This is a genomic window from Caballeronia catudaia (genome assembly GCF_001544755.2).
Lineage (GTDB): Bacteria > Pseudomonadota > Gammaproteobacteria > Burkholderiales > Burkholderiaceae > Caballeronia > Caballeronia catudaia.
The window spans coordinates 23780-41513 of record NZ_FCOF02000036.1 but is presented as its reverse complement, the minus strand read 5'-3'; the positions used below and the strand labels follow the sequence as shown (position 1 = coordinate 41513).

General features: G+C 59.3%; 13 protein-coding genes and 1 pseudogene. 7 read left to right on the top strand and 7 right to left on the bottom strand.

Annotated features, from left to right (window positions below; genetic code table 11):
• Positions 1-14: 14 nt before the first annotated feature.
• Entirely contained in the window at positions 15-971 is a 957-nt protein-coding gene (locus AWB75_RS27590) for a SphA family protein (protein ID WP_061127201.1), read from the top strand.
• An 882-nt stretch (positions 972-1853) separates the two neighbouring features.
• Positions 1854-2876, top strand: coding sequence for an AraC family transcriptional regulator (locus tag AWB75_RS27580; protein WP_061127221.1), 1023 nt, complete (start codon positions 1854-1856; stop codon positions 2874-2876).
• 1151 nt (positions 2877-4027) lie between these two features.
• Here the strand turns inward: AWB75_RS27580 and AWB75_RS27570 are convergent.
• The 3 genes from AWB75_RS27570 to AWB75_RS27565 form a co-directional block, all read right to left on the bottom strand.
• Positions 4028-4858 (bottom strand): hybrid sensor histidine kinase/response regulator, encoded by an 831-nt coding sequence (locus tag AWB75_RS27570; protein ID WP_061127200.1) that lies wholly within the window; start codon positions 4856-4858, stop codon positions 4028-4030.
• Between the two features lie 110 nt (positions 4859-4968).
• Positions 4969-5376, bottom strand: coding sequence for an IS4 family transposase (locus AWB75_RS38225; RefSeq protein WP_061127199.1), 408 nt, complete (start codon positions 5374-5376; stop codon positions 4969-4971).
• Positions 5340-6398 carry an IS4 family transposase gene (locus AWB75_RS27565; protein WP_061127198.1) on the bottom strand — a complete coding sequence of 353 codons (1059 nt, stop codon included), beginning with the start codon at positions 6396-6398 and terminating at the stop codon, positions 5340-5342. The genes AWB75_RS38225 and AWB75_RS27565 overlap by 37 nt, the downstream gene beginning before the upstream one ends.
• Positions 6399-6503: 105 nt before the next feature.
• On the opposite strand from AWB75_RS27565, the gene AWB75_RS27560 reads away from it, so the two are divergent.
• Positions 6504-8006: an IS4 family transposase gene (locus tag AWB75_RS27560; protein ID WP_327219942.1), complete on the top strand. Its 1503-nt coding sequence runs from the start codon at positions 6504-6506 to the stop codon at positions 8004-8006.
• On the opposite strand, the gene AWB75_RS27555 is transcribed toward AWB75_RS27560, so the two are convergent.
• Entirely contained in the window at positions 7905-8966 is a 1062-nt protein-coding gene (locus AWB75_RS27555) for a histidine kinase dimerization/phospho-acceptor domain-containing protein (RefSeq protein ID WP_061127195.1), read from the bottom strand. The genes AWB75_RS27560 and AWB75_RS27555 overlap by 102 nt on opposite strands.
• Before the next feature lie 140 nt (positions 8967-9106).
• A complete protein-coding gene (locus AWB75_RS37305) occupies positions 9107-9325 on the bottom strand; it encodes a hypothetical protein (RefSeq protein ID WP_143746516.1) in 219 nt (72 codons plus the stop codon).
• A 403-nt stretch (positions 9326-9728) separates the two neighbouring features.
• Here AWB75_RS37305 and AWB75_RS27550 point away from each other — a divergent pair, with 403 nt between their 5' ends.
• The 4 genes from AWB75_RS27550 (at position 9729) to AWB75_RS27535 (ending at position 15682) form a co-directional block, all read left to right on the top strand.
• A complete protein-coding gene (locus AWB75_RS27550) occupies positions 9729-11441 on the top strand; it encodes an alpha/beta fold hydrolase (protein ID WP_061127194.1) in 1713 nt (570 codons plus the stop codon).
• Positions 11442-11733: 292 nt separating this feature from the next.
• Complete coding sequence (locus tag AWB75_RS39345) at positions 11734-11973, top strand: GNAT family N-acetyltransferase (RefSeq protein WP_327219940.1); 240 nt, start codon at positions 11734-11736, stop codon at positions 11971-11973.
• 320 nt (positions 11974-12293) lie between these two features.
• Positions 12294-12842 carry an alpha/beta fold hydrolase gene (locus AWB75_RS38220; RefSeq protein ID WP_061127193.1) on the top strand — a complete coding sequence of 183 codons (549 nt, stop codon included), beginning with the start codon at positions 12294-12296 and terminating at the stop codon, positions 12840-12842.
• A gap of 506 nt (positions 12843-13348) precedes the next feature.
• Positions 13349-15682: a two-partner secretion domain-containing protein gene (locus tag AWB75_RS27535; protein ID WP_061127192.1), complete on the top strand. Its 2334-nt coding sequence runs from the start codon at positions 13349-13351 to the stop codon at positions 15680-15682.
• Positions 15683-16625: 943 nt separating this feature from the next.
• Here the strand turns inward: AWB75_RS27535 and AWB75_RS38785 are convergent.
• Positions 16626-16778: pseudogene (locus AWB75_RS38785) on the bottom strand (4-hydroxybenzoate 3-monooxygenase); the annotation flags it as partial.
• Between the two features lie 4 nt (positions 16779-16782).
• On the bottom strand, positions 16783-17709 hold the full coding sequence (locus tag AWB75_RS27530) for a LysR family transcriptional regulator (RefSeq protein WP_061127191.1): 927 nt from the start codon (positions 17707-17709) through the stop codon (positions 16783-16785).
• Positions 17710-17734 lie beyond the last annotated feature (25 nt).

Below are 17734 nucleotides of genomic sequence, written 5' to 3'. Positions count from 1 at the left end.
AAGGGGGTCATTCTATGAAGCACCGCGCGTCCCGCCTGCTGCTTTCCTGCCTCACCGCGATCGGCCTGATACACACCACATCGGCAAGCGCCAGCGATCTACCCAATATCAACCTGGGTTTCACGAGCTTCCTCGACGGTGCGCCGCCGGCAGGCTCTGGCTGGTATGCAACGCAGTACCTCGAGTACTACACGGCAGACCGTATCAACGACAATGCCGGCAACAAGGTCGCTTTGCCGAAGCAGAACGTCGATGTCTTCGCGGGCCTGACGCAACTCGTCTATCAGTCACCGTTCAAGATCGCGGGCGCCCATCCGGGCATCGACGTCATCCTGCCGTGGGTGGCATCGGCGCATACCGACGACGGCATGGGCGACGTGGCGCTGAACGCACGCACGGGATTCGGCGACGTCCTGATTGGGCCGTTCATCCAGTTCGATCCTGTGATGGGCCCCGACGGACCTCGCTTTGCGCACCGTTTCGAGTTTCAGATCATCGCACCGACGGGCGCATATGACCCGAGCAAGGCGATCAACCCCGGCAGCGGTTTCTGGTCGATCGATCCGTATTGGGCGGCGACGTTCTGGGTCAATCCGAAATGGACGGTTTCCTGGCGACTGCACTACCTCTGGAACGCCACCAACAATCGGCCTTATCAGGGTCTTGGAGCCGCCGCAACTTCATCGCAGGCCGGGCAGGCGCTGCACATCAACATCGCCACGGAATACGAGGTCATGCCGGGTCTGCGAATCGGCCTCAACGGTTACTGGCTGCGCCAGATCACCGACATGAAGGTGAATGGCGAGAACGTGTCCGGGCAGCGTGAAGCGGTCTGGGCGATCGGTCCGGGTGCGATGTATAGCTTCTCGCAGCACGACCACCTGATGTTCAACGCCTATTTCGAGGCGGGCGCTCGAAATAGGCCGGAAGGTACACGTGTAGTACTGCGCTACGTGCATCACTTTCATTGACATGCTCGACGGAGGCCCGCCGTAAGGCGGGCGCTGAATGATTCCGCGAGTGCGCGGCTGGAAAGCGCTTATCGGGTGCCCGCCCTGTACGCCGGGATCAGGCTCCGGGCGGCGATGTCCTTTACCACGGCAACATGCTGACGATGGTTAGGGTGTGCCCTTCGAGGGTTATGCCATACAGGCGGACCGCTCGCAGACAGCAAAGGTGGCGATGATGAAAAGAGATCTGCTGCCCGCGTATTTCGTGTGTCGTCAATTCGGGCGTTGGAAAGGAGCACGATGTTCGCGGGTCCGTTCAAGCTTCGATGCGCGATCTTCATGAGAAAATGGAAACCGGCACCTACCACCGACACTACCGCGCGAAAGCCATAGTAGGGCGTTGCGTTTCGGGAGGGTAGACTCGCCATGAGCGGTCGCCGTGCCGGAAAAAGAAAAGCGCGAGTGTACCCATTGGACCTGAAGTTTCGACGCACACAAAACGGTTTCGATGTGATCCGAGACGACTGAACCGAACCACACGCATATACGTCGTATGCGTCAGTACCAGCCACTTGTCAACCTGACCATGCAGGGAAGTTTCGGCGATGTCCATCATGTCCTCCTTCGTGCACGCGCCCAACTTTGCTAAGCGCTCGATTCCAGTATCGAGGTCGGACCACGATCGTGATATCCGGCAACTTCAACCACTGTCCAGCAACTCCTGGAATTTTCGCGCTGTGCGCGAGGACACCGGAGCGGTCCGCTGGTGTTGCGGGTATATGCCGATGCGAACGTTGCGCATCCTTTTCTAAGATTGGGAAGTGGCCCGTTTCTTGCGTTCAGCGACGCGAAGACCGGGTTGAGAGTGAAGGTCAGAGGTGAATTGTGGAAAATCGGTCAGAGCTGCCCCGCTTCGACGTGCAAGGCCTCTCAACAGCGCCGTGTTTCAATCGCGATAATCTCTTGATGCAGTCGACTGATCTGGAGGAAGTACGGGCTATTGTGGGGAAAATCTTCAGACCGCATGGACTCTCAGTCGTGACGGGCGTACACGGTCTCCTGGGACGCATGCACCACGTGCGGCATGGCGATGTGTCGTTGAACCTGCTCGACTATGGCAGCGAGGTTGTGATTGACCCGGGTCGCCTAGAGAATTTCTTTTTGCTCCAGATTCCGATTCACGGCAACGCGGAAATCGAATGTGGCAACCGACGTTTCGTTTCGACACCGCAGGCGGCCTCGCTCCTCTCTCCTTCATTGCCGTTACGGATGCGGTGGGGTGACGCTTGCCCCCAGGTCATCCTTAGGATTGAGCGTGGCGCCATTGAGGAACACTGCGAGAAGCACCTGGGGGAGTCGTTCAGCCGCCCTGTGGAGTTCGAACCAGAGCTGTCACTGAATTCTCCGGCAGGCAGTTGCCTAACGCATCTGCTGCCTCTCCTGGCGGACGCGATGAGTATCGACAACCACCCGTTGATGAATCCGCTGGCATTCAACCAGTTTAAATCGACCTTGATTAACGCACTCCTTTACGGGCAATCGAATACAGCCCGCGACGGCATACGGCGTCCGGCCGGTGCGCTCGCACCGCTTTTCGTACGCCGTGTTGAAGAGTTCATCCGCGCCAACGTCCAAGAGCCACTGACCATCGAGAGCATCGCTGAACATGCAGGCGTGAGCGCCAGCCGACTATTCTCTGGTTTTAAGAACTACTATGGAATGAGCCCCATGGGATACGTGCGGCAATTGCGACTTGAGCGGGTACGGCAGGAGTTAGTGACCGTGGAAGCATCTGGTATCACGTCTGTCACGGAAATCGCCACCAAGTGGGGCTTCGCGCATCTCGGCAGGTTCTCGGTTGAGTATAAAAAGCACTTCGGCGAATCGCCGTCTGCTTCTCTGCGCTGCCGCCGGAAATCGGGTTAGCGTCGTTATCCGGCCCGCGTGAGCCAGCGAGCCAGCATTTGTCAGCTGCCAAGCCTCAGGCAAGTTGAAAGCCGGAATTGCGGATGCCGTCATGGCCGTCGCCGGGTCGCGGATATTTCACATCTACATGAGCCGCCCCGAGCCGAGCCGACCGCCGTCGTTGTTAAGGCAGAAGCTCATGGTCGAGTTCGTGGAGAAACAGCTTAACGCAGGAACGCCGAAACGGTAGAGTGCATAGAATCCAGTCCACACTACCTATCGCTGCCAACGTCAGGAGGTTTGCGGCTGCTTGGCTGATGCCACGGCCAACGCGAACACTACCGCATTCAGAGGTAGCGCCAAACGCGACCCGAATGGCAAAAATGGCAAAGGCGCTTCGATAGAAGATCGGACTGGTCTCGGATGCAGACCAGCCATTCGAATGACGGCTTCAAAGGATAGTCGAGCGTCCACAATTGGCCGGTCAGCGTCATAGGATGTCCTTCGCCAGATCGACGGCGCCGCGCGACGTGCCATGAAGCGACTTTCGTTCGGACCATTCGGTCGGATGTTCAGACATCGGTTTCATGCGCAATGCGCTCGCACGCCTTGCGCGGCGGTTTGGACCCGATCGCTCAGTGTCCCCAACAGCAGCAGTACGCCCCGTTCCTGCTGGTAGTCGCCGCGAGCTCTTGAAGCCTTCCAGAGCGCATTTTGACATAATGGACATTAGCGCATTTTCGTTAGTAATCCTATTTATCGTGTAGCCACTCGTAGCAATGTTACGCGATCCACGAAGACGAAGCGATGCGGCGAGCGGATCTCAACAGTGCCGATGCCTGTTGTCCACTGCCACGACGCCCTTCACGGCGCGTTTTGCTGCCCACCGTACGCGCACAAAGAAGCGGTCCTTGTCATTAATCAGTCGCAGGAGCACTTCGTTGCAGCAGATTCAGGTTCCTTCTCTTCCCGCGATGCTTCGCTCCGGCGACCGGCCAAAACCGCCCATTAAGGCCACCACCTTCGCCCCAACCGGGAACTCGCCTCCCGGGCACGATTTGACGACGCCCACGCACTCGATCCCGCTAACCGGGACGGCCTCGGCCCATTCGCCTCGGCGCAAGTGCATCTCCGCGTCCCGCCCCAAATGCTTGCGGACACGTGGCCTTCCGCTACGTCGCCGCGACCGCGCTCTCGATTGCCTGACTGAGTTGGGCCACATCAACGGGCTTCGTGAAGTGGAAGTCAAATCCGGCCTCTGCGGTCCGCTGCCGGTCCTGAGGTTGCCCCCACCCGGTGATGGCAATCATCGTGACATCCTTTGTTGTCGGCGTCGCTCGAATGCACCGTGCGACGTCAATTCCGCTCATGCCGGGCAAACCGAGATCGAGCAGGATGACTTCGGGGCTGAAGTGAGTAAGGATGTCGATCGCCTCCTCGCCCGAATAGACTGTGCGTACCTCATGACCCTCCAGTTCTAGGAGCGCGGTCAGTGCGTCTGCCGCATCAACATTGTCGTCAACGACCAGGATGCGACGCTTTCCAACCGATGCTGCAATGGCCGGCACATCACGCGTCGGCACCGGCGCGGGCACCACCCTGCATTGCGCCGGGAGATGAATGGAAAAGCAGCTTCCGCGATCTTTTCCAGCGCTTGACACCGTCAGTCGGCCGCCGTGCAATTCCATCAGCGATTTCGACAGCGCGAGTCCGATACCGAGTCCGCCCTCGCGGTGATGGTCCGGGTTCACCTGCGAAAACATTGAGAAAATCGCCGACAGCTTGTCAGATTCGATTCCGATTCCATCGTCGGCGACTGACAGGACGATCTCGGCATCGTCCGCGGTCGCCGTCAGTTCGATGTACCCGCCCGGGGGCGTGTACTTCGCGGCGTTCGTCAGCAGGTTGCCCAGCACCTGCGCGACCCGCAGGCGGTCGGCCTGGATATGAAGGGGCCGCGGAGGAAGCTCGACGACGATTTCGTGAGCCTTTGCTTCGAGCAAAGGTCTCGCAATCTCCACCGCGTCGTCGAGTACCTCTCTAAGGGCTCAGTTTTACCCACAAGTCCCGACCGCGATGTCTTCCGCTTGTAAACGCGCGCCGACACTTGAAATTACCCATAATTTCGACGGCCCAGGCGGTATCCGAGTTCAATGTCGATAATACGATGCATGCCGCGCCAGATGACCTTATTGCCCGGCGGGGAATCGTTGGCTCGTGCGAGATAGCCGCCCAGTTGGGCGAGCTTGATGAGGCTGCGAGACAGGGGAGGCGCCTGTGCGGTGCGCGCCGTATCTTTGACGAGCTCGTCAAGAAGCGTCAGCTCGGTTGCGGTAAGCGCCACCTCCGGTGGAGCTTCTGGTGCAGAGCGATTGATCTCGGTCAGCCAGAATACTCGCCAGGCAAGAATGCAGAAGATGGCGATCAGATTGGTCAACCGGCTGGCTGTGCGCAATTGCGACTCTTCGGCCTTGCAGCCGGACTTCAGATTTTTATGAAACGTCTCAATTTTCCAGCGCATCGCGTACCAATCGATCTTTCGATCGCGTCCACACGTGAGTTCACCGGCAGATCGGTGAGCAGCTTCCATTCGATACGTGGTCGGTCCGCGGGCGCGCCGCGCTCCGTCGCATGGATGACAGTCAGTCTGAGCGCCGGGTAGTGCCGCTGCTTTGCGAGGGGCGGCCAAACCGTGAGGCGTCGATATCTGATCTCCAGAAGCGCCTGCTGAGGGCGGCCTTTGGCGTCGCGAAATTCGATCCGATGCAAGCCCTTCACCCGTACCTCTGACATTTCTTCTGCAACGGTTTGCTCGCCCTCGTCGCCGGCTAACCGGTTAGAGCAGGTACGCACCAGAAAATGCGTTCCAAGCTCACACGCGGCGCAAAACAGTTCAAAGATGTCGCTTTCCCGGTCACCGATATGCACACAGCGATCCGGATCGCCGAGTCGAGTCGTTGACTGCCGCAGATTCTCAATCCAGCGAAAGCTTTCCTTTTTCTCGATCGGTATGCGTGTGAAATTGACTTTGCTCCGCATCGTCGCGGTGTCTTTGAACTCCTTTCGGCTCCAGAACTTGATGGCTGTCAGTCCGAGCGGTAGACCTTCAGTTGTGACGGCGAGACTTGAATGCATCAGGATGCCGCATTGCGAGCTCGGTTTCGCCTGGCCTCGTCGCTCGGCTGAAGTTATCGCCGTGCCGGCGTAACCAACGAGTTCAGGACGTTCCCTTTCGTATGAAAACGTGGTGGTGTCCTGCAGTACAAGAATAGGTCCATCGGTCATGGAAAAACGCTGCGCAGTTGCCCGGAAATGTCCACTCAGAATGTCATGCTCACTTACGCGATCGTTATCCATGAAGCGATAAGCTGCCTTGGTATTGGCCCAGTCCTGGCAGGCAAGCGGGATGGTCTGCCCCATACCCTTCCATAATTGCTCTAGCACCATTCCAAACCGCTTGCGAAGCCGGACGTCCTTAAATTCGCTCCCTGCAATCTCGGGATCCAACCACGATTGATCATCTGCCTGATCTCTTCTTGTCATTTGTTCATGTAGGAATACTAATTACATGGAGGTTAACAGAGTTTCTGATTGAAATGTGGGTAATCTCAAGGCGCCGACAATGTTAACTTTTCCGCAACGTGTTGATTGGGACATTTGGCCTTGGCACGGGCGGGAGACATTGAGGACTGGGCGAACGACGAGTTCGGGGCGGCAATGTTGGGCGACGCCCGGCTGACCTCCCGCCTCGTGTCGCTTGCTCGTCAGTTATCCAGATGTCCACAAACTTCGTTTCCACAGTCGCTTGATGCCGCCCAATTGAAGGGTGCGTATCGCTTTTTCGATAATGCCAAAGTCGACCCGGAGGGAGTGCTTGCGCCGCACGTCGCGCAGACATTGACGCGAATGGAGCAAGTCCCGTTGGTCCTTGCGATCCAGGACACCACAGAATTCAATCTCACTCATCTTCGCTCGACGGAGGGTCTGGGATATATCGCGCATGAGTACCTTCGTGGCTTCCTGATGCATAGCCTGCTGGCCGTAACTCCCGAAGGTTTGCCGCTCGGCGTGCTGGGCATGAAGACATGGGTCAGGCCGATCGAACAGCTTGGCAAGAAGCGCCTGTGCAAAAGCAAGGCGATCGGCACGAAGGAGAGCGTCAAGTGGCTTGAAGGTATTGAACATCTCGCCACGCTCAAGTCGTATTGCTCCGACACGCACGTCGTTGGCATCAGCGATCGCGAGGGCGACGTCTACGATGCATTCATCGCGGAGCGTCCGTTAGGTGTCGATTGGCTGATTCGTGCGTCGTGGAACCGACGGGTAGAACATCCCGAACAATATCTGTGGCCAACTGTTCTGGCGTCGCCGGTGTTGGGCCAGACCGAATTGCAGATCCCGGCCAGGGCTGACAAGCCGCCGCGCACTGCTCGACTCGAAGTTCGATGCACACCGGTGACGCTGCGCGCCCCCGCCAATCGACAATGCGAGAAGCTTCCGCTCGCCGAGGTCTTCGCTATCCATGTTCTCGAAGTTGATATAAACGACAACGTTGATCCACTCGAGTGGCTGCTGCTGTGTTCGATGCCTACGCACACATACGAGCAAGCGCTGGAGCGCCTGGCGTGGTACGCGCGACGATGGACGATCGAATCGTGGCATCGTGTTCTCAAGAGTGGCTGTCGGATTGAAGCGCGCCAGTTCGGCACCCTTGAGCGGTTCGTAAGAGCTACGGCCCTGTTCGCCGTCATCGCCTGGCGTGTTTTATACACCACCCTGCTGGCCAGGCTTGATGGAGACTTGCCCTGCGAAGTTGTGCTTCAACCTGTCGAATGGCAGGCATTGTATTGCCGCGTGCATCGCACCGCCAACTCCCCCAACACGGTACCCTCGTTGGAGCAAGCCGTGCTCTGGATCGCCGGCCTCGGCGGCTATCTAAATCGAAAGCACGATCCGCCTCCCGGACCAACGGTCATGTGGCGCGGGTTTCTCGCTCTTCACGAGATTACCGAGATGTACCGCATTTTCCGGGGCCCGGAAACGAATGATTCAAACTTGTGGGTAAAACTGAGCTCTAAGGGCCACGGTTTCTTTCCGCAGAGTGAGCGCCCCACGCGTGATGCGCGACACGTCGAGCAGGTCGTCCAGTAAGAGCGCCATGGCGGCCGACTGCCGGCGCAGTACCGTGATGCACCACTTCGTGCGCTGATCCGTCAGTCCGGGCTGCTCCAAGATTTCCGCGACCTGCCTGATCGGCGCAAGAGGGTTGCGCAGCTCGTGCGCGAGCGTGGCCAGGAACTCGTCCTTGCGACGGTCGGCTTCCGAGAGCGCCTGTTCCGCTCGCACACGGGGGGTTATGTTACCGAACCACGCCACGACCGAACCCTCCAGCGATGCGGCGACGACGTGAAACCACTGCTCGCCGTCCTCTCCTTGAACGCGCACATCGAATGCGTCACGCCCGTCGCGTTCGGCAAGTGGCGCCAAGCGGCCAAGCAGCAGATCGGTGTCCCACCCTGGGGGACGTACATACGCGGTCGAGCTGCCGATCACGACCCCTGCGGCTGGGTTGAATAACTGCGCGGCTGCCTCGTTCAGGTAGTCCCATCGAAGCTCGGCGATGTGGCGCTCGTGCACGACCGGGGTGACGATGAAAAACGGCACGCCGGCACTGTTCAACGCTACGTCAAACCGGTGACGGGCGTCGCGCTCAACTTGCAGAAGGCGATCTGCTGCGTCGCGTGTAGCCGCTTCAGCTCGTCCGGCCCGCCGGGCCACCTTGGCGAGTTGCTGTCCTGCAGCTACCAGCAATCCGCCGACGACTAGGAAGGCCAGCAGCACGATTCGGTCAGGCTGTTCATGAATAGCTAAACTGCCAATCGGCTGCATCCATAGTGCGCCGTAAGCCACGCCGATCATCAGAAGCAATGCTCCCGACCACGCACCGAATAACACCGTGATGAGTGGAAGGGAAGCACTGATGAGCAGGAACGTCAGCCGACCATGGGCAATCGATGTCAGCACCTGCTGCGCTAGAAGGACGCCAGCTGTTGATGCAATGCCGTACAACAGGCGCTTCTTAAGTGGGTATTGTGCGATGCGAACGATCATGGGCTGCGCTCAGTTTTTCGGGATGGCTTTCTTCTGCATTATGCACTCCTCTTACTTGTGCAAATGAAAACCAGTTCCCAGGCGCCGACGAGAGAAAAAAGCTCGGTGTGCCGCCCGGAGCGTTTCGATAAGGCATGCGGTTACGCCGCTTCTGCAGAGAGACGCAACTGCGTCGGGTCGTATCCAACAGAGGCAACTGGAGCGACAAGTTTCGCTGTACCCGCGACGGGATCAAAGCCGGTGTGCAGAAAGTGGGCGTGATTGCGGTCGACTTTGAGGCTTACCTGAAAAAGAATAAGTAAGGCAAAGCCATCTAAGGTTGTTCCGCCCTGCATGGTCAAACGCTTCGCGTTGCTCATTGTGTCCATCTCGCCGCCTAGTGGCAGCGTAGGACCGTGAGCGACCCAACCTAGCCATCCGACACTCGCCGCAGACTACGTCTCTTAGCGAGGGACTTCCGTCATGCCAAGACTGACGATGTCGGCGAGACTCTTTTGCCGTCTCCGACGCTTGCCGGTCAGTGTCAGCGGGGCGGGATCGCAACAGAGTCAGCGTCACATGCAGCACGCGCATTTCGTCGACCGTCACATGCTCCGTAGGCGCGACGTAGGTGGAATGGTCGGAAAGCCGCATCCCCGCCGGTCTAGGCCTGTTAAAAGAATCCATTTGAAAGCTCGTCGCAAAGCATCTATAACGCCATCTGTCAGGCTCGTTTCGTTTTACAAAACTGAAGTCGACTATCGAGTACAGGACGGGGCAATTATGCGACTGGAAAATACGGTCCCGGAAATCGCCGGCGGATCCACATCACTCGTCGTGGCAGTTCATGGCTGGACCGCGTCCTCATCCACGATGCAACATGTCCGATCGGCGGTCCGGGACGCTATGCCGAATGCGGATCTATTGTTCCCGGATTACCCAGCCGGTCTCTTTTCCAGCGCGGACCCGATCGAAATTACCGAGGCCCTCGTCCGATGTATAGGCGATGCCGTTAAAGCCCGCGAAACCAGGGGCGCGCGATACGAGGCAATTGTTTTGATCGGCCACAGCCTCGGTGCGTTGTTAGTGCGTAAGGCGTATGTATTTGCAAGGGGTGAAAATCAGGATCACTCGGGCTATCTGCGTGGAGCGCCGCAGGCATGGGGGGCGTTGGTATCGAGGATCATTCTTTTGGCGGGAACCAACCGCGGGTGGGAATTACGTCAGAAGGCAAGAGATCTGTCCCGGCCGAAGTGGCTTGCCTTTAATATGTGCTCGCAACTTTGGCATTGGTTCCGGCTTGCCCGTCTAATCAATGGTGCTCGCGAGGGGGCGCCTTTCGTAGCTAACCTGAGAATTCAATGGATCAATCTCCTGCGTGATCGCTCATTGTCGCCTCCGGTGCCAATGACAGTGCAACTTCTCGGAACGGTGGACGATATCGTCGACGAACGCGACAACGTCGACATCCAGTGCGGCGCGTCCTTCGTGTACCGGTCGGTGCCCGACACTGGTCACGCCAATGTCATTGACTTCTCCGGAGCGGCCGGCGCAGTTCGCAAGCAGATATTTCTGAACGCGCTACTGACGGACGCCGCGCAGATCGAAAGCGACATGCTCGTGGATTTTAGTTCAGAGCCGGATGTCGCACATGTCGTGTTCGTCATGCACGGTATTCGCGACTATGGAAACTGGACGCAAAGACTTGCACCTGTCATTTACGAGACTGCGGAACGAACGTCCGTGAACGTCCGCGTCGTCACTTCTGGGTATGGCTATTTTCCGATCGCCGGCTTCATCCTTCAGCCCGAACGCCAAAAAAACGTGCGTTGGTTCATGGACCAGTACACGGAGGCGCTGGCCAAATATCCCCAAGCCGCGATGTCTTTCGTCGGGCATAGCAACGGCACGTACTTGCTTGCAAGCGCATTGGCAAGATATCCCGCGTGCGCATTTGAACGCGCGGTCTTTGCTGGGAGTGTCGTGAACCGGAACTTTCCTTGGAGCAAGCATATCAACGAAAGTCGCCTGACCGCCATCCAGAACTTTGTGGCGTCGGCGGACTTGGTAGTCGCAATTTTCCCTGCTATCTTCGAGCGACTGCGTAAATCGAAGTCCGACCTAGGCAGTGCCGGGCACACGGGATTCGCCGATCGAGATCCGCCTGTGTATGAAGTGACCTATATGCGGGGAGGACACGGTGCGGCGGTAGTCCCTGAAAACTTCGAAACGATCAGTAGATTCGTTCTCGGCGACGACGCAGCGGCGCCGACACCGCCGCTGCTCACACAAGGCCAAGCCAGTCCCGCAGTCTGGGCAGGAAAATTCTGCATGGTTTTCGCCTTCGCCGCTATCGCATTTGCTCTAATGCCGATGTGGGCAGTCCCGTTGGGCTCGCACTTCGCCCTTTTTGATTGGCGCTATACCTGGAATTCACTCAGCGCCTTGACCGCGGGCTGGCTCCTCACTGTGTACTTCGTCTGCCGATGGATTTGACTTTATACTGCCTGAATGACCCAAGCGCGAGGTTCGCCGCATATGCGAGAGCGACGAACACTCTATAGGACGCGCATTCCACGCACCGCAACAACAGCCTCGGTGATCGGCGATATTCAGAGGCTAGCGTCGCTCGAAGGTCACTCGGTGGCAGCGTGCGAATGGCCGAGTGTGTCCGGTCTGTCCCACCCACTCCGCTATGTGCAAGAATGGTTAGTCCGCCCATAATGATCCTGTTCATGAATGTACGTCGCCAGGCCACCGTGAACGCCCGACGGCTCGCGCAAAATGAATGGCCGCAGGCCTTCCCTGTTATCTCTCAGTTTCGCTCGCTCGACGAAGCCGAGTTCTTCGGCGAACCGGCTTGCAATCTTCCGCTGGCTACGAGCTAGTCGGCGCATTTCAGAACGACCAGCTGATCGGTGTCATAGGCATGCGGCCGGTTCACACGCTGGCGCGTGGAGCCTACCTGCACGTCGATGATTTTGTCGTATCGGCAGAAGCAAGACGAAGCGGCGCAGGCACGCTTTGATGCAATTTGCCGAAGCCGATGCGCGTGCACGCGGGATGAGCGCAGTTTTCCTGGACGCTCGACCGGAGGCCATTCCTTTCTACGAGAGCAGGAACTATGCGCTTCATCCTGCGCCCTCGATGAAAAAAGCGATTTAGTCTCGCGATTTTCTGCACGATAGACGCGGATCAGGCCGCGCGATTCCTATGTGGGGCACCGAATGGTCAGCGATTCGGCAGTGCATGTCTAATAACGATACTGGCCTCACTGAGTCCCATGGCTGGTGGGCGCGTCGGCTTCGCGCCAGTGCAAGCCCGGCAGCCGCAAAGGCGTTGCTTCGCATGAACGCGGATATCGACATCAGACACGTTCTGCCAAGTATTCGCGTGCCGACGCTGATCCTGCACAACTGTCACGATCGCGTGGTCAGTCCCGACGCGACCCGCTATATGGCCGATCTCATACCAGGCGCAAAACTCGTTGAGCTAAACGGAATTGACCATATTCCGTGGGGCGACAACGGCGATGCCATTCTCGAGGAGATCGAAGATTTTTTGACAGGCGTAAGACATAGCTCGGAATACGATCGCGTACTGGCGACGGTTCTGTTCACAGACATCGCGTCGGGCGGTCCCCTGATAGGCAACGTTGACATCGCCGCTTCGGGCATATCTTGTTTCTGGCAGCATCGCGAACATCCGATTGCAAAGACGCGTTTCGATACATCCGCCGGCTCAGTAGCGCCGCGCGGGAACCAGCGCACGTGCCAAGAGAATTTTATCTTCTCGCCCCCGCCGGTACCAATTCCATCACACGCCAACGCATCGGATGGTAGCGACAGCCCATCGATGAAAGTGCAGTATGCGGTCGGTCGTATTTTTAGCCGATAGGCAACCTGACGCTTTCCGCCATCGGCCGCAGGAATGTGCGTGCCACCGCGCATGTCGGCAGGCGTCGAATAAATGTTACCAGTGCCGAAGATGGCAGTTTCGAGCGCCGCGCTCGGTCCTCTAGCGCGAAGGGAACCCGTTCTTCAACTTAGCTAACGGCATGAGCGTCGCCGACAATGCTGGACTTCACGAAAGCCGCCTTGCGACCACACGTGCGGTACACCGCCGCGCACTGCCTTGCGCATTGAACGAACGTACAAATCCCCGCTAGCCGGGTTCCGGGTTGATACTATCTTTGCGCCTGCTAGCACGTCGATGTTCACGCCCTTGAAAATTCAGCGGTGAGCTTCACCAGCGGCCGGACGACGATCGCATGTCTGATTCCGTCTGGAGGGCATATGCAGCTCGATTCAAGTCTCGCTTTGTCGGTGCGTCCCGCTCGACACTCCCGCCTTTCTCATCATCCCAGGAACCGCGCGCGCCATTTGCGGCTTCGTCCACTGACGATGGCGCTGCTTCTCGCCACGGCTTCATCGGGGCTATCCAGCATCGAGGCGCAAGCCGCTCCACCCTTGCCGAAAGGCGGACAGTTCATCGCGGGCGGCGGTTCGATCAGCGGCGGCGAACAGGCGCTGACGATCAACCAGTCCACCTCACGCGGCGTGATCGACTGGTGCAGTTTCTCGATCGGCAATGGCCGCACCGTCACGTTCAACAACGGCAGCGGCGCGACGCTCAACCGCGTCACGGGCGGCGATCCGTCGGTGATTCTCGGCTCGCTCAACGCGAGCGGCAGCGTCTATCTCATCAACCCTCAGGGCGTGCTCGTCGGACCGACCGGCGTGATCGCGACCGGCGGGCGCTTCGTCGCCTCTGCGCTCGATGCCGATAACAACGCGTTTATGCAAGGCGGCGCGCTCACACTGTCGGGCGGCGGGAAGGGCGTCGTCGTGAATCTGGGCCGCATCGGGTCGAGTGGCGGCGACGTCTTTCTCGTCTCGCGCACGCTGGCGGCGAATCTCGGCAGCATCGATGCCGCGCAGGGCACGGCCGAACTCGCGGCGGGCAGTCAGGTGCTGTTGCAGGATGCATCGGGCAGTCAACAGGTGTTCGTGCAGACGGGGAGCGGCGGCACGGCACTGAACGCAGGCGCGATCCGCGCCGCGCAGATCAACCTGCAAGCCGCCGATGGCAACGTCTATGCGCTCGCAGGCAACAGCGCCGCGATCCGCGCGACCAGCACCACCACGCGCGATGGTCATGTATGGCTCGTCGCGGACGCGGGCGGCGTGCACGTGAACAGCGACGTGTCGGCGAGCAACGCGAACGGCAGCGGCGGCACGGTAGAGACGCGCGGCAACACGCTGGACGTCGGCGGCGCGACGGTGCTGGCCGGGACGTGGAAGCTCGGCGCACCGACCTTCATCCTCGACGGAAGCAATGCGGGCGCGGTGTCGCGCAGCCTGAACGCGGGAACGTCTGTGGATGTCGAGACGTCGGCGGGCGGTCTGGCCGTCAACGGCAACGTGCAGTGGAACGGCGCGGCTGCTTTGACGCTCGGCGCGACTCACAACATGACGATCGCTGCGAACACGACGATCGCCAACGCCGGAAGTGGCAACCTCACGCTGCGTGCGGACAGCGGCGGCATCGACAACGGCGGAAGCATCGCGAATGGCGGGACGATCGACTGGTCGAAGAGCACGGGCATCGTCACGGCGCTCTACGACATGAACGGGACTTACTCGCCGGGCACGGTGCTCGCCAACATGAACTGGACGGCAGCACCCTATAGCGGCCTTGTTACGCAGATCACCGCCTACAAGCTCGTCAACAATGTCAACGACCTGCAGAACGTCGCGCTGAATGTCTCGGGCAACTACGCGCTCGGCAAGGACATCGACGCGAGCGCCGCGACGTCCTTCAATCCGATCGGGTCGCTGCCCGGCCCGGTCGCCGCACCGTCCAACGCGCCATTCACGGGCCAGTTCGACGGCATGGGCCACACGATCGACAGCCTGCGGATCAACGGCGTGGCTTTCGGACCGATCGACATCGGCCGGGGCGGACCCACCTCGGCGCTAGGCCTCTTTGGCGTCGTCGGCGCGAATGGCGTGGTGCGCAACGTGAACCTCACCAACGCAGCCATCGGCGTCGGATTTGATATCGGGTCGTTCGGGCTGCTCGTCGGCGTCAACTACGGGCTCGTCGCCTACGCGTCCAGTTCCGGCAAGGTCAACGACTACTTCATCTACGGCGGTGGTCCCGACGGCGGTCTCGTCGGCAGCAACTACGGCACCATCGAGCGATCGTCCAGCAGTGCATCGGTGCTCACGCAAGGGATTGCAGGCGGCCTCGTGGGCGACAACCACGGGACCATCGCGCAGTCGTTCGTCACCGGTTCGGTCGGTCGCGGCTCGCACGGCGGCACCGGCGGCATCGTCGGGACCAATGCGGGGCTCCTCACGCAGTCGTATTCGACAGGTTATGCGCAGGACGCGGGGCTCGTCGATGACAACACGGCGACCGGTATCATCGACCAGTCGTTCGCGGCCAATCTGGTCAGCGGCCCCGGCCAGCCAGGCTCGTTTCACGGCGGCATCGCGTTTTATAACTACGGCGCGATCCATAACAACGTCTACTGGGACAGGACGGTGACGACGCAAACGAGCGCCTTCACCATTGGCAACGGCACCGCGCCGCCCGACAGCAATGGCCTCACCACGACTCAGATGAGCAACGCGTCGAACTTCCTCGACTGGAGCATCCCGGCGGGAGGCGTCTGGGCGATGCCCGCTGGCGCGACGCATCCGCTTTTGCAGTGGCAGCAGGGACATTAGCGCACGAGTCCTGCGGGAAAAGCGCACGCACCGGCTTTCCCGCATGGTCGCGAGCCGTCCACTGACGCGGAGTCGGATTGCTTTTGTTGCGCATGCATTGAACATGCATCAAGTCCGAGAGTATGTACCGTGGGACCGCGCGTGGCAGACCGGCTTTCCATGTCAGACGATTTTGCGGATGCGGGGTTCGAGGACACGAGCTTGTCAGTCGACAACCGTTCTTCGGCGGTCAAGCGCCGCGTGCGCAGAGGCAGCGGACGCGTGACGCTGCCGTCCAAAGGCGGGAGTGACTAGCGATTCTCGGGTCGTGGGTGTCCTAGCAGGCACGCCTTGCTGCGCACGAACTAGTGACTGCACCTAAAACGCATTGCCCGAATGCCGTCCCCCCATGTCGGGAAGAAGCCGCTCAAGACACCGTGAGGACTGTTGGATCACAAGTGGTCAACAAGTAAGCGCTTTCGCACTGCGAATTGAACGACCGATTGCCGGGTGAAACCGACGCTTGGATGACTCGACGATGTCTCGTGCGAATGGCGCTTCTTCGCCGAGAGCGCCAGTTCGATCAAAGTTCGACAGAGCCGATCTTGCGATTCGCGATGTCGGCCCTCTGGTGAGCGGCTCGAACGCGAACTGACGGCCAGTTCCGGCCGCTCGTAGAGATTCGTCTACCGCCGTCGGAACGACCGCGCCTCCCGAAAAGCGGACAAGACTGGCTGGTCTTGGCTCGGCGATACCCTTCGATTCGCCCGTCTGTCGTTCAGACCGATGGCGATTTGTTCCCATGACTTCGCCTCACTCCAGTTACGGTCGGCTTCGCGCCGAACGTGCCGTCTCAGATGCATCAGACCGCTACGCACCCTACATAATTCTAAGCGGGGAAACAGCCGCGGAGCGCGACCTTGCCACGTGTTCGAGTTCCGCGACCTGTCGGCGTTGTTTCTTACAAGGATGACGTCGGATCGCACTTAAAAATTATGCGCCGCACGTCCGGCGAGCGCATGCTGATAAGCGCGAAGCTCCGATCGTGCCGAGCGTAGATGAACTCGTCGGAAGAAGGCGGTGCTTCGACTAGATTGACGAACCAGCCGAACGGATATGGCTTATCGCGTGGTCCGCAACGCCATGCCGCGCTCGGTCAGGCTTCTAAGTTCGTCGAGCAGACGCGCGGCTGGACGCGGCAGTATCCCGTTGCGGCGCTGAAATGCTGTCAATGTTCTGGCCGCGCGAATGCCCGGAATAGGCACAGTCCCCATGATCCCAGCCTTGCTTTCGGAGTCGTACATCGGTTCCGGCATCCAGCTCAGAAACGAGCATTCGGCTACCAGACTTTTAAGCACGGTCACCGATCGCGTCCGGACAGCAATATCCGGCATGTCGAGGTTGCGAGAGAGAAACGTCTCTCGCATGTGTTCATAAGGGGCTGTTCCCTTGGGAGGGATGGCCCACCGCGCAGTCAATGTGTCGGCAAGAGTGAGCTTAGGTTTCTTGCGCAATGGATGGCTGAAAGCTGCAACCACGAAGCTGTTGTCCTCCCATCGGCAGTCAGGCACGGCCACGATCTCGTCGCTGTCATTGGTGGCCGTACTTAGAGCGAGGTCGATCTCGTAATTGATGAGCCCCTCAGCGAGGCGGTCCCACACGCCTTCGATGATCTCGACGTGCAAGTTGCCCCATTTCCCCAAAACACGATCGACGGCCAAAGGAAGGAAGTGAGCAGCGAGACTGCCTACTGCTCCAACCTTGATCGTTCCTTTGGCGAGTCCGCGCATCGCGTCGATCTCTTCGCGCGCATTTTCTGCCTCGCGCAATAGAAGCTGAGCATGCGGCAGTAAGGCAGCGCCAATATCCGTCAACTGCATACCTTTCACATGCCGCTCAAAGAGCGGCGCGCCCACATCTTCCTCCAGGCGCTTGATAGTTCGACTGAGTGCTGGCTGAGTCACATTGAGGGATGCTGCGGCCCTTCCGAGGCTGCCGGACGACACGATGGTCGTAAAAGCATGCAATTGATGGAGGTTGTAGCTCATGAGTTCGTTGGGGTGTTCCCTAGGG

Excerpts from the sequence above, each read along its gene's own strand:
- AWB75_RS27590 (WP_061127201.1), top strand. The coding sequence starts at position 15 with ATGAAGCACCGCGCGTCCCGCCTGCTGCTTTCCTGCCTCACCGCGATC.
- AWB75_RS38225 (WP_061127199.1), bottom strand. The coding sequence starts at position 5,376 with ATGCGCTGGAAAATTGAGACGTTTCATAAAAATCTGAAGTCCGGCTGC.
- AWB75_RS27565 (WP_061127198.1), bottom strand. The coding sequence starts at position 6,398 with ATGACAAGAAGAGATCAGGCAGATGATCAATCGTGGTTGGATCCCGAG.
- AWB75_RS27555 (WP_061127195.1), bottom strand. The coding sequence starts at position 8,966 with ATGATCGTTCGCATCGCACAATACCCACTTAAGAAGCGCCTGTTGTAC.
- AWB75_RS37305 (WP_143746516.1), bottom strand. The coding sequence starts at position 9,325 with ATGAGCAACGCGAAGCGTTTGACCATGCAGGGCGGAACAACCTTAGAT.
- AWB75_RS27550 (WP_061127194.1), top strand. The coding sequence starts at position 9,729 with ATGCGACTGGAAAATACGGTCCCGGAAATCGCCGGCGGATCCACATCA.
- AWB75_RS39345 (WP_327219940.1), top strand. The coding sequence starts at position 11,734 with ATGGCCGCAGGCCTTCCCTGTTATCTCTCAGTTTCGCTCGCTCGACGA.
- AWB75_RS38220 (WP_061127193.1), top strand. The coding sequence starts at position 12,294 with ATGAACGCGGATATCGACATCAGACACGTTCTGCCAAGTATTCGCGTG.
- AWB75_RS27535 (WP_061127192.1), top strand. The coding sequence starts at position 13,349 with ATGGCGCTGCTTCTCGCCACGGCTTCATCGGGGCTATCCAGCATCGAG.
- AWB75_RS27530 (WP_061127191.1), bottom strand. The coding sequence starts at position 17,709 with ATGAGCTACAACCTCCATCAATTGCATGCTTTTACGACCATCGTGTCG.